Origin of the sequence: Ensifer sp. SL37 (assembly GCF_026672675.1) — a bacterium.
Taxonomy (GTDB): domain Bacteria; phylum Pseudomonadota; class Alphaproteobacteria; order Rhizobiales; family Rhizobiaceae; genus Ensifer; species Ensifer adhaerens.
On the sequence record NZ_JAPPRN010000006.1, the window covers coordinates 1,095,722 to 1,107,767 of the forward strand.

Here is a 12,046-nt window from a genome sequence, read left to right on the forward strand (position 1 = left end):
AGCCTTCATCTGCGCCAGTCCCAGTCTCTGGTGATGACGCCACAGCTCATGCAGTCGATCCAGCTGCTGCAGATGACGCATCTTGAGCTCAACCAGTTCATCGCACAGGAAGTCGAAAAGAACCCGCTGCTCGAATTTCAGGCAAATGACGATCAGGTCGCCCCGGAGCAGGGCGAGATGGCCGGCGGAGACGAGAGAGGCGGAAGCGACGACGGCGGCGGCCAGGCGGATCTCTATGACAGCGCCACGTCGCAAAGCGGCGAGCGGCTCGACGACCAGCTCGATGCCGATTTCGCCAATGTCTTCCAGGACGACACCACGCCGCAACGCGCCGATGCGCCGGAACTGCTTGGCCAGTGGAAATCGATGCCCGGCGGCGGCGAGGGCGAAGATTACGACCTCGACGATTTCGTCGCCGGCCGCAAGAGCCTGCGCGAAACGCTCCTGGAGCAATTGCCCTTCGCGCTGCCGGCTCCTTCCGATCGACTGATCGCGCAGCATCTCATCGATCTGCTCGACGACGCCGGCTACCTGCAGGCGGACCTCGGCGAGGTCGGCGAACGGCTGGGTGCCGCCCATGCCGATGTCCTCAGGGTGCTGCTGACGCTGCAGCAGTTCGATCCGCCCGGTGTATTTGCCCGCTCGCTCGGCGAGTGTCTCGCCATCCAGCTGCGCGCCCGCGACCGGCTCGATCCGGCGATGGAGGCGCTGCTTGCCAATCTCGAACTCCTGGCGCGGCGTGATTTCGCGACGCTGAAGAAGATCTGCGGCGTCGACGAGGAAGACCTGATCGACATGCTGGCGGAAATCCGCAAGCTCGACCCGAAGCCCGGCACCAGCTTCGAGACCAGCGTCAGCGAGGCGATCGTGCCCGATATCGTCGTGCGGGCAGCGCCCGACGGCTCATGGATGGTCGAACTCAATCCGGATGCGCTGCCGCGCGTTCTGGTCAACCAGGACTACTTCGCTTTGGTGTCACGCGGCACACAGAAAAACAGCGCCGACCAGGCCTTCCTCAACGAATGCCTGCAAAATGCCAACTGGCTGACGCGCAGCCTCGATCAGCGCGCCCGCACGATCATGAAGGTCGCCACCGAGATCGTGCGCCAGCAGGACGCGTTCCTCGTCAACGGCATCGGGCACCTCAGGCCGCTGAACCTCAAGACCGTCGCCGACGCCATCAAGATGCATGAATCGACCGTCAGCCGCGTCACCTCGAACAAGTACATGCTGACGCCGCGCGGGCTGTTTGAGCTCAAGTATTTCTTCACCGTCTCGATCGGCTCGGCCGAGGGTGGCGACAGCCATTCGGCGGAATCCGTGCGCCACAAGATCCGCACGCTGATCCACGAGGAGAGCACCGAGGCGGTGCTTTCTGACGACGACATCGTCGACGTCCTCAAGAAGGCCGGCATCGATATCGCGCGGCGCACGGTCGCCAAATACCGGGAAGCGATGAATATCCCCTCCTCCGTGCAGCGCCGGCGGGAGAAGCGCGCGCTCGCCAAGGCCGCCGGTTTCTGAGCACCGGAAGTTAAGGCGCATTAACTTTTTTGCGACCTTCGATTGACTCTCTCCGACACAGACGATATGAGCCCGCCGCAATTGCCGGGGACTGCTCACCCCGGAAGCCTCCGGTGCGACCGGTGGCTGCGACAGAGGCGCGCTCGCAAGTCTGAAAGGCTTGGATGACGGGACCGCTTGGAATAGACTGGCTGCGCAAATCACGAACGAGAGAGGAAACTCCATGAGTGTGCGTGTATCCGGTAAACAGATGGAAATCGGCGATTCGTTCCGCGCCCGCATTGGCGAGCAGATCGAGCAGGCCGTTACCAAATATTTCGACGGAGGATATTCAAGCCAGGTCACTGTGGAAAAATCCGGGCCGCGCTTCAGCGCCGACTGCAAGCTTCATCTCGATACGGGCGTGGTAATGCAGGCGAACGGCCAGGCGAACGATCCACAGGCTGCGTTTGACGCGGCGTCGGATCGCATTGAAAAGCGTCTGCGTCGCTACAAGCGCAAGCTGAAGGATCACCACAACGGCAACGGACAGAACGCTGCCGAGGTGGCTTACACAGTGATGGATTCGGTGCCGTTCGAGGACGACGAAGTTCCCGAGGATTATGCGCCGACCATCGTGGCTGAGAGCTCGAAACAATTAAGGACGATGTCTGTCGCAAGCGCCGTGATGGCGCTCGACATGACGGACGAACCCGTCCTGATGTTCCGCACTCCCGGCAAGGCCGAACTGAATATCGTCTACAGGCGCAACGATGGAAATATTGGCTGGATCGATGCTGCCAATATCAAAGCATGAGCGAAAAAAGAGGGATGCCGGCGTGCCGGCGTCCCTCTCCCGCAACTCAGCGGCCAGGCCGGAAATGTGACTTTTCTGTGCATGGGATCCGCCATGACAAAGATGGTTAGAGCCATTGCGACGCATTTGTGATGATGTTGTCCGGCTCTAACCGGCGAACGAGGACAAAAGAATGGCATTGGCAGGTCTACTGCATCAAAATGCGATCATCCCGGCCATGAGGGCCAACTCGAAAAAACAGCTCCTTCAGGAATTGGCGGCAAAAGCTTCTAAGATCACCGGGGTTCCCGAGCGTGAAATCTTCGACGTGATCCTGCAGCGCGAGCGCCTTGGTTCCACCGGCGTCGGCAACGGCATCGCCATTCCGCACGGCAAGCTCAACAATCTCCCCTCGATCATCGGCATTTTCGCGCGTCTCGACACGCCCGTCGATTTCGAGGCGCTCGACGACCAGCCGGTCGATCTCGTATTCCTGCTGCTCGCTCCGGAAGGCGCCGGCGCGGACCACCTCAAAGCCCTGTCGCGTATCGCCCGCGTGCTTCGCGACCAGGACATGGTCGCCAAGATCCGCTCGAGCGATTCCGCCAGCGCGATCTACACGCTGCTCGACGACGACGCGACCTCGCACGCGGCCTGAGCTTGAACAACGGGGCGCATCCGGCAGGATGCGCACAGTCGCTCGAAGCCTGCTTCAGTAGAGCTGACGCCTGTTCAAATGATCAATGAAAATCCGGAACAGGGCACCCTGGCTCGAAATGCCGAGCCGGCGATAGATGTTCTTGCGGTGGATGCGAACCGTGCCCTCGGCGATGTTCATCACCTTGCCGATCGACAGGTTGCTGTGGCCCCTAAGGATGAGGCGCACGATGTTGCGCTGCTGCTTGGTCAGCCGATCTGAACACAGGCTTTCGAACGCCGCCTCCATCGCATCGTCGCCCTCCTCGGAGGGCGACGGCGCAATCGTCTGGCCCTGCTGGCGCCAGTTCGACCTGATGGCCTCGCGCACGATCGGCTCGTAGACGCGCAGCCTGGCCAGCTCCGTCTCGCTGAAAGGCTCGCCGCCGCGGCCGCGCATCAACGAGTAGGTCGCCTGCAGGCCGCCATCGAGCGGGATGACGAAGCCCACCTCCTCGACGAGAACGCCGGATTCCATCGACACGCAGGGATGCACTTCCGCCGACGACGAGAAGTCGGACTGGAAGAACTGGTCCGGCGCAAGCTCGCGCATTCGCCAGAGCCCTGCCGGCTGGCCGGCACAACAGGCGACGTAAAAGGGATCGAGCAGGTAGGCGCCGCCGAGATAGGCGGAAAGCGCACTTGCCGACACCTTGGCCGTATAGCCGTCATGCAGGACGATCGGCCTTGCATCGTAAGGATAGGCAAACGCGACCGAGAGATCGAAGCCGGTGACCGATCGGAGCATCCGATCGAGCGCTCGGCCGAAATCTTCCGTGCCGATCAGGCCGATCATCGCCGAGATATCGGCGGACTCGCTTGCGAGCATTCCCTTGTCATCCCCCAACCCTACGTATCCCCCATGGGATATCGACAGCCCCTCACTCGTCAACAATAATTCCAGGAGAGTGAGAAACCGGATCCGTCGCGGGTCGTCATCGGCGACCGCTGCGAAGGATGCGCCAAGGGGAGGATTAAGATGGCTGGCAGGCTTTCAGGCAAGGTGGCGCTGATCAGCGGTGGCGCGGGAGGCTGCGGTCTTGCCGCATCCGAGCTGTTCGCGCGCGAAGGCGCCAAGGTCGGCATCGTCGATCTGCCGCGCAGCAAAGGCGAAGAGGTGGCCGCCTCGATCCGCGCCAACGGCGGCGAGGCGATTTTTGCCCCGGCCGACGTCTCGGTGTCGGCCGAGGTGACGTCCGCCGTCAAGGCGGTTGAAGCGGCCTTCGGCGCCATCACCGTGCTCTTCAACCACGCCGGCATCCTCGCCGTCGGTCCCTTCCTCGAAACGGAGGAGGACGAGTGGGACCGGCTGATGGCGGTCAATGTGCGCAGCATGTTCCTGATGACCAAGGCGGTACTGCCAGGCATGCTTGCGGCCGGCGGCGGCAGCATTGTCTGCACCTCGTCGATTTCGGCCGTGGCCGCAACGCCGATGGAGGTGCTCTATGACACCACCAAGGGCGCCTGCCACATGTTCGCCCGCGCCATCGCCGTGGAATTCCGCGACCGCGGAATCCGCTGCAACGCCGTCTGCCCGGGCTTCATCGCCACCGACCACGGCAAGCGCGAGCTCGTCGGGCTCAGCAAATACGGCGTCGACGTTTCGGAAGCGGCGATCGCCGCGCAACAGGGCCGCATGTGCGATCCGAAGGAAGTGGCGAACGCGGCATTGTTTCTGGCGAGTGACGAGGCGAGCTTCATCAACGGCACGCATCTGTTCGTCGACAATTGCTTCACCGCGGTTTGAGGGAGGGGAAAATGCTTCAGGCAGGTGGCCACTGGCGCAACTGGGTCGGAAACCAATCATGCATCGTGCGCCATCGCGGCGCGCCGGAGAGTGAGGCGGCACTTGCCGAAATGGTGCGCGAGGCAACCGCGCAAGGGCTGAACGTTCGCTGCGCCGGTTCCGGACATTCCTTCACGCCAGTGGCGCTTACCAGCGGGCTACAGCTGACACTCTCGAGCATGCAGGGCGTCGTCAACATCGACAGCACCCGCAAGCGCGCGGCGGTCAAGGCCGGCACCACCATCAACCAGCTCGGCAAGGTGCTGAAGGAGAACGGCCTGTCGCTGATCAACCAGGGCGATATCGACAGCCAGGCGCTAGCCGGCGCGCTGACGACCGGCACACATGGCACCGGCGCCAGGCTCGGCAACATGGCCTCGCAGATCGTCGGCATGCGGCTGGTGCAGCCGGACGGCAGCATCCTCGTGGTCGACGAGACCACGCCGGATCTGCTGGAGGCGGCGCGCGTCTCGGTCGGCATGCTCGGCGTGATCTCGGAGATCACATTACAGGCGATGGAGAGCTACAATCTGCATGAAAAGCTCTGGCGCTGCACCTTCGACGAAATGATCGAACAGCACGACGAGCTTGCCGCCAAGCACCGCCATTTCGGTTTCTTCTGGTGCCCGGTTCCGGAGAGCCGCCACTGCTACTGCCTGCCGGACACGGCCTCGGTGTCGACCACGGACAAGACCTCCGACGTCTGCGAGATGAAGGTGATCGACATCACCGAGGAAGCGCCGATGGAGCGCGGGTTCGAGAAGATCGCCTATTCCTCGGAGATCTACCCGATCGAATACGTGCCGAACTTCCACGAGCTCGAATATGCAGTGCCTGTCGCCCACGGCAAGGAAGCGGTAAAGGCGGTGCGCAAGCTGATGCTGGAAAAGCACCCGACCTGCATCTACCCGATCGAGTATCGCTTCACCGCCGGCGACACCGGCTGGATCAGCCCCTTCTTCGAGCAGGATTCGATTACGCTTTCGGTCTCGGGCGAACCGGGCACCGACTATTGGGAATATCTGAAGGACGTGGACACGATCCTCAGGCAGTACGGTTCGCGGCCGCACTGGGGCAAGCTGCATTTCCTCGGCGCCGAGGATGTGACGGCACTCTACCCCCGAGCGGGCGATTTCCGGGCACTGAGGGCCAAGGTCGATCCCGAGGGACGTTTCCTCAACGATCACCTGCAGCAACTGTTCGGATAGCGCCGGCGAACGAACGCACACCGCGACGCTTAGCCCAAACAAGAACGCCGCGCGAAGTTCGCGCGGCGTTCTTGTTGAATTCTGATCGGCAGGATCAGGCGGTCGGCGCGTCGCCGTTTTCGCCAGCGACGACCTTGGGGCCGCCCTTGGAAACGCCGACCATGGCCGGGCGCAGGACGCGGTCGCCGATGGTGTAGCCGGCCTGGACGACCTGTAGCACCGTGTTGTTCGGCACATCCGCATTCGGGATTTCGAACATCGCCTGGTGGAAGTTCGGGTCGAACTTCTGGCCTTCCGGCTCCAGCTTCTTGACGCCGTGACGCTCAAGCGCCGAGAGCATCGAGCGCTCGGTCATCTCCACGCCTTCGATCAGCGTGTTGAGACCGGCCTCACCGGCTTCCTTGGCTTCCGCCGGAATGGCATCGAGCGCGCGGCGCAGGTTGTCAGATACCGCAAGCATGTCGCGGGCAAAGCCAGCAACGGAATAGGACTTGGCATCCTTGACGTCGCGTTCGGTGCGACGGCGCAGGTTGTCCATTTCGGCGGCAAGCCGAAGGTACTTGTCGCGCAGCTCGGCGCTTTCGGCCCGGGCGAGTTCCAACGGATCGGGCTCGGCAACGGCTGCTGCCTCGGCAGCGTCCGGTGCGGCGTCGAATACCTCGTCGGTGGCCTCGGGTCCGTGCTTGTTCGTATCGTCGGTCATGACGTTCTCCGCAGTGTCGTCTCTATTGTCCTTCGCATTTCCACGCCGCAAGCGCGAGCCTGCGTTTCAGCAAAAATGCTTAGGGACTGGATTTGAAGCCGATATCGAGGTTTGGGGCCGAAAAATCAAGGGTTCAATCGCGCTCCTACAGCGCCGCGCGTCTTATCAGACGCGCAAAGGTCGCTGTAGCACTTTGATTTGCTGCATGTCTTTGTCCTTCATCGAGATCGATCAATGAGACATGCAACGACTAAAAGCGCCCTTAGCGCGAAAGCCGCGACATCAACTGCGCGGTATAATCGACCATCGGAACGATGCGCGAGTAGTTGAGCCGCGTCGGCCCGATGACGCCGACGGCGCCGACGATGCGGTCCTCGCCATCGCGATAGGGCGCGACAATCAACGACGAGCCGGAAAGCGAAAACAGCTTGTTTTCCGAGCCTATGAATATCCGCACCCCAGGGCCGCTTTCGGCGAGATCGAGCAGCTCGATCATGCTGTCCTTCTTTTCGAGATCGTCGAACAGCATTCTGAGCCGGTCGATGTCCTCGGCACCCTCGAGGCCTTCGAGCAGGTTGGCGCGGCCGCGCACGATCAGGCGCGCCGGCTTCTCGTCGCCCTCGTTGCCCGACCAGATGGCGAGACCGCGCTCGACAAGATCCTGCGACAGCGCGTCGAGTTCGCCGCGCACCGTCAATTTCACCTTTTCGAGCTGCGCCCGCACCTCGGCGATCGTCTGTCCGGCGAGATGGGCGTTGAGGAAGTTCGCCGCTTCCGTGAGTTGCGAACTGGTGACGCCGGCCGGGAGCTCGATGATGCGGTTTTCCACCTGGTCATGTTCGCCGACGAGCACCGCCAGCGCCTTGGTCGGCGCCAGGCGGATGAACTCGACATGCTTCAGCACCGGATCGGCCTTGGCGGTGATGACGAGACCCGCGCCGCGCGACATGCCCGACAGCATCTGGCTCGCTTCGGTCAAAAGCGTATCGACCGGCTGGGTATGGTCGTCGCGCCGGACATGGCGGTCGATAGAGGCGCGATCTTCGGGCGATAGATTTCCGACCTGCATGAAGGCGTCGACGAAGAAGCGCAGGCCCGTCTGGGTCGGCAGGCGACCGGCGCTGACATGCGGCGAATAGATGAGGCCGAGATCTTCGAGATCGCTCATCACGTTGCGCACGGAGGCAGGCGACAGCGCCATTGGCAAAAGCCGCGACAGGTTGCGCGAGCCAAGCGGCTCGCCGCTCGTCAGATAGGTCTCCACGATGCGACGGAAGATTTCGCCCGAGCGCTCGTCGAGCGCCGCGGCGATTTCCTTTGCTCCGGGATTGCGCAGTACCATGTCACTCCACATATGCAGGCACATCCTGCCGTGGCCGGAATATAGTGTCCCTGCGGTCCGTTGGCAAAAGGGAAAAAACGGTCGAATGTCCGGCTTTCCACCGGATCCCTTTACCTCTGCCATGCTCTGCAGCGCCGCGCATCCTTGGACGCGCCAAAGGTCGCTGCAGCACCTTAAACTGCTGCATAATTTTGTCCCTAAATCGATTTCGATTTAGGGAATTATGCAGTAGAAGGCTCACGAGATACGATAGGAGTTGACGATGCGGCCATCCGGCAGAAAAACCGATCAAATGCGCAAGGTTTCTTTCGAGCGCAATTTTTCCAAGCATGCGGAAGGCTCCTGTCTGGTGCGGTTCGGCGACACGCATGTGCTGTGCACCGCAAGCCTTGAGGAAAAGGTTCCGGCCTGGCTGCGCAATGGCGGCAAGGGCTGGGTGACGGCGGAATACGGCATGCTGCCGCGCGCCACCGGCGAGCGCATGCGGCGCGAGGCGGCCAGCGGCAAGCAGAGCGGCCGCACCCAGGAAATCCAGCGGCTGATCGGCCGGTCGCTGCGCGCCGTGGTCGATCTGCCGGCTCTCGGCGAACGCCAGATCTCGATCGACTGCGACGTCATCCAGGCCGATGGCGGCACGCGCACTGCCTCGATCACCGGCGCCTGGATCGCGCTCCACGACTGCCTGAAGTGGATGGAAGCCCGCAACATGGTCAAGGTCGAGAAGGTCCTGAAGGATCATGTCGCCGCCATTTCCTGCGGCATTTTCGCCAACCAGTCGGTAATCGATCTCGATTACCTCGAAGATTCCGCTGCCGAGACCGACGCCAACTTCGTTATGACCGGCTCCGGCGGCATCGTCGAGATCCAGGGCACGGCCGAAGGCAAGCCGTTCTCGGAAGAGGAATTCGCGAGCCTGATGGGCCTTGCCAAGACCGGCATTGCCGAACTGGTCGCGCTGCAGAAGCAGGCGATCGCCGGCTGAGGAAGGAACGTCAAGATGGCCCCGGCGCTGGAAGGCATTCTCGAGACCGCCCTTTACGTGGGTGATCTCGATGCCGCCGAGGCCTTCTACGGTGGCATTCTCGGGCTCGAAAAGATCACGCGTGCCGGCAACCGCCACGTCTTCTATCGCTGCGGACCGGGCGTGCTTCTGATTTTCAATCCGGCCGAAACGCTGAAGCCGCCGATCCCGCACGGCACGAGCGGCCAGGGCCACATGTGCTTCCGGGTTTCCGCCGCAGCGCTGGACGCCTGGAAGGCGAAACTGGAAGCGGCGGGCATCGCGATCGAAGCGGACACCCGCTGGCCGAACGGGGCGCGGTCCTTCTATTTCCGCGACCCGGCCGGAAACAGCCTTGAATGTGCGGAACCGGGCCTCTGGTCCATCGAATGAACACGAAACGAGACACCATGCGCAAACTGGACAACAAGACGCTGATCGTCGCCAGCCACAACGCCGGCAAGATCCGCGAAATCCGCGACCTGATCGGCCCGCTCGGTTTCGAGGCGAAGTCGGCGGCAGACCTCAACTTCATCGAGCCCGACGAGACCGGCACGACGTTTGAGGAGAACGCCACGATCAAGGCGCTCGCCTCGGCCAAGGCCTCCGGGCTGCCGGCACTTTCGGACGATTCTGGTCTCGCGATCGACGCGCTCGATGGAGCGCCCGGCGTCTATACGGCCAACTGGGCCGAGCGCGAAGATGGCAGCCGCGACTTCGCCATGGCCATGCAGAAGGTCGAAGATGCGCTGCAGGAGAAAGGCGCCAAAACGCCTTCCGAGCGCACCGCCCGTTTCGTCTCGGTTCTTTGCCTTGCCTGGCCGGACGGTCATGTCGAGCTTTTCCGCGGCGAGGTCGAAGGCTTCGTCGTCTGGCCGCCGCGCGGCGGCCAGGGCTTCGGCTATGATCCGGTGTTCCAGCCCAAGGGCTACGAGACCACCTTCGGCGAGATGAGCGCCGACGAGAAACACGGCTGGAAGCCGGGTGACGAAGAGGCTCTGTCGCACCGCGCCCGCGCCTTCAAGATCTTTGCCGAGACCTGCCTCGGAGCCTGATCTGAGCGGGATGAGGAAAAGTGCGTGCGGTTTCCGCCCGCATCCCGCTCTCTACTGAAAGTGACCATGAGAGACGCAATAATGCAAACTGCCACGCTATCGGCGATCGGTGACGGCATGGACCCCGGTTTCGGGGTCTACGTGCATTGGCCGTTCTGCGCGGCCAAGTGCCCCTATTGCGACTTCAACAGCCATGTGCGCCACCAGCCGGTGGACCAGCCGCGTTTCGTTGCAGCTTTCCTTAAGGAAATGGAAGAGGTGCGCGAACTCTCCGGCCCGCGCACGGTCACCAGCGTCTTCATGGGCGGCGGCACGCCGTCCTTGATGGAGCCGTCGACGGTCGATGCCATCCTCCAAGGCATCGCTCGCCATTGGCATGTGCCCGACAGCATCGAAATCACCATGGAGGCGAACCCGTCGAGCGTCGAAGCGACGCGTTTCCACGGCTACCGCGCTGCCGGTGTCAATCGCGTCTCGCTCGGCGTCCAGGCGCTGAACGACCGCGATCTGAAGTTCCTCGGACGGCTGCACAATGTCGAGGACGCGCTGAAGGCGATCCGGCTGGCGCGCAAGATCTTCCCGCGCATGTCCTTCGACCTGATCTATGCCCGTCCGAACCAGACGGTCGAAGAATGGGAGCGTGAGCTGAAGGAAGCCGTCTCCTATGCGGTCGACCATCTGTCGCTCTACCAGCTGACGATCGAGGAAGGCACGCCCTTTTACGGCCTGCACAAGGCCGGCAAGCTGATCGTGCCTGATGGCGAGCAGTCGGCAGTGCTTTACGAGGCGACGCAGGACATTACCGCCGCCATCGGCATGCCGGCCTACGAAGTTTCAAACCACGCCCGCCCGGGTGCCGAGAGCCGGCACAACCTCACCTATTGGCGCTACGGCGACTATGCCGGCATCGGCCCGGGCGCCCACGGGCGCCTGGGCATCGGCAATGGCAAGATCGCTACCTCTACGGAGCGCAAGCCGGAGGAATGGCTGCGGCTCGTCGAGACCCATGGTCACGGCATGATCGAGCGGGAATCCCTCGATCTCGAAGCACAGTCCGACGAGTTGTTGCTGATGGGTCTGCGCCTCAAGGAAGGCGTCGACTTGGCGCGATGGCAGACGCTGTCCGGCCGCGACCCGGACCCGGAGCGCGAGCAGTTCCTGATCGATCACGGCTTCATCGAGCGGCTGGGCAATTCGCGTCTGCGCTGCACGCCGGCCGGCATGCTGATCCTCGACGCCGTGGTCGCTGATCTCGCCTGCCCCTGAGGGCAGGCGGTCTTCGCCGGCTACAGACTCAATCGAACGTTTCACCTGACAGCGGCGTGGCCTGCATCGACGGCCGGCCTTCGAATGCATCGAACCAGCGGGTCAGCCTCGGACGGTTGCGAAACGACGGCAGGTTGCGAAACGCCATCCAGGACAGTGCCGTCGCCAGCGCGATCTGCCCGATATCCACGTCTTCCTCGGGCGATAACGTCTGCTCCAGCCAATCGTAGGTCGCCTCGATCTTTTCTTCGTAGCCCTTGGCGAGTTCCGGATAACGCAGATGTTCGGGGCGCCTCTCCCACTCCCAGCGCAAGCCGATCCCGGTCTGGGCAAGAACCTGCGCCACCGACTGCATGCGCAGCGCCCGCCATCGAGGTTCGCCGACCTCGGGAATCCGCTTGCGTCCCTCATGCAGGGTATCGAGATAGGCGCAGATGACATCGCTGTCGAAGATCGGCTCTTCGCCCTCACGCAATAGCACCGGAACCTTGCCGAGCGGGTTTTCGGCATAGACCTCGTCGTTGCGCCGCGTTGGGCTCGTCTCGTGGTGGATGACTTTCAGCCGGTCGGCAAGGCCGATCTCGTGAGCAAAGACAAGCGCCTTGCGGGCGAAGGGAGAGTGGGTTTGATAGTAGAGGATCATGGCTGCCTCGCGGGATCTGGCGTGAATTCCTGTTCCCGTGAAGAGATA

General features: G+C 62.7%; 13 protein-coding genes. 9 read left to right on the forward strand and 4 right to left on the reverse strand.

The window, feature by feature from the left end; genetic code table 11:
- Positions 1 to 33 precede the first annotated feature (33 nt).
- The 3 genes from rpoN (at position 34) to ptsN (ending at position 2,957) form a co-directional block, all read left to right on the forward strand.
- The gene (rpoN, locus tag OVA00_RS17410) at positions 34 to 1,524 is read left to right on the forward strand and encodes an RNA polymerase factor sigma-54 (protein WP_414436864.1); all 1,491 of its coding nucleotides are present in this window, start codon (positions 34 to 36) and stop codon (positions 1,522 to 1,524) included.
- 223 nt (positions 1,525 to 1,747) lie between these two features.
- Positions 1,748 to 2,320, forward strand: coding sequence for a ribosome hibernation-promoting factor, HPF/YfiA family (hpf, locus tag OVA00_RS17415; protein ID WP_034797455.1), 573 nt, complete (start codon positions 1,748 to 1,750; stop codon positions 2,318 to 2,320).
- Positions 2,321 to 2,492: 172 nt separating this feature from the next.
- Positions 2,493 to 2,957: a PTS IIA-like nitrogen regulatory protein PtsN gene (gene ptsN / locus OVA00_RS17420; protein ID WP_034797457.1), complete on the forward strand. Its 465-nt coding sequence runs from the start codon at positions 2,493 to 2,495 to the stop codon at positions 2,955 to 2,957.
- 54 nt (positions 2,958 to 3,011) lie between these two features.
- Here ptsN and OVA00_RS17425 read toward each other — a convergent pair whose 3' ends face one another.
- Positions 3,012 to 3,824, reverse strand: coding sequence for a helix-turn-helix transcriptional regulator (locus tag OVA00_RS17425; protein ID WP_268089376.1), 813 nt, complete (start codon positions 3,822 to 3,824; stop codon positions 3,012 to 3,014).
- Between the two features lie 150 nt (positions 3,825 to 3,974).
- Here OVA00_RS17425 and OVA00_RS17430 point away from each other — a divergent pair, with 150 nt between their 5' ends.
- Positions 3,975 to 4,742, forward strand: a complete 768-nt coding sequence (locus OVA00_RS17430) for an SDR family NAD(P)-dependent oxidoreductase (RefSeq protein WP_060519753.1) — start codon at positions 3,975 to 3,977, stop codon at positions 4,740 to 4,742.
- 11 nt (positions 4,743 to 4,753) lie between these two features.
- Positions 4,754 to 5,989, forward strand: a complete 1,236-nt coding sequence (locus OVA00_RS17435; protein WP_268089377.1) for a D-arabinono-1,4-lactone oxidase — start codon at positions 4,754 to 4,756, stop codon at positions 5,987 to 5,989.
- 94 nt (positions 5,990 to 6,083) lie between these two features.
- On the opposite strand, the gene grpE is transcribed toward OVA00_RS17435, so the two are convergent.
- Positions 6,084 to 6,692, reverse strand: coding sequence for a nucleotide exchange factor GrpE (gene grpE / locus OVA00_RS17440; RefSeq protein ID WP_034797465.1), 609 nt, complete (start codon positions 6,690 to 6,692; stop codon positions 6,084 to 6,086).
- 262 nt (positions 6,693 to 6,954) lie between these two features.
- Complete coding sequence (hrcA, locus tag OVA00_RS17445; RefSeq protein WP_034797467.1) at positions 6,955 to 8,034, reverse strand: heat-inducible transcriptional repressor HrcA; 1,080 nt, start codon at positions 8,032 to 8,034, stop codon at positions 6,955 to 6,957.
- A 262-nt stretch (positions 8,035 to 8,296) separates the two neighbouring features.
- Here hrcA and rph point away from each other — a divergent pair, with 262 nt between their 5' ends.
- From rph to hemW, 4 genes are all read left to right on the forward strand, one after another.
- Positions 8,297 to 9,016: a ribonuclease PH gene (gene rph / locus OVA00_RS17450; protein WP_034797469.1), complete on the forward strand. Its 720-nt coding sequence runs from the start codon at positions 8,297 to 8,299 to the stop codon at positions 9,014 to 9,016.
- Between the two features lie 15 nt (positions 9,017 to 9,031).
- On the forward strand, positions 9,032 to 9,427 hold the full coding sequence (locus OVA00_RS17455; protein ID WP_060519747.1) for a VOC family protein: 396 nt from the start codon (positions 9,032 to 9,034) through the stop codon (positions 9,425 to 9,427).
- A gap of 17 nt (positions 9,428 to 9,444) precedes the next feature.
- Entirely contained in the window at positions 9,445 to 10,089 is a 645-nt protein-coding gene (rdgB, locus tag OVA00_RS17460; protein WP_090300958.1) for an RdgB/HAM1 family non-canonical purine NTP pyrophosphatase, read from the forward strand.
- 81 nt (positions 10,090 to 10,170) lie between these two features.
- A complete protein-coding gene (gene hemW / locus OVA00_RS17465; protein WP_268089378.1) occupies positions 10,171 to 11,355 on the forward strand; it encodes a radical SAM family heme chaperone HemW in 1,185 nt (394 codons plus the stop codon).
- Positions 11,356 to 11,383: 28 nt separating this feature from the next.
- On the opposite strand, the gene OVA00_RS17470 is transcribed toward hemW, so the two are convergent.
- Positions 11,384 to 11,998 carry a glutathione S-transferase family protein gene (locus tag OVA00_RS17470; RefSeq protein WP_060580653.1) on the reverse strand — a complete coding sequence of 205 codons (615 nt, stop codon included), beginning with the start codon at positions 11,996 to 11,998 and terminating at the stop codon, positions 11,384 to 11,386.
- Between the last annotated feature and the right edge of the window lie 48 nt (positions 11,999 to 12,046).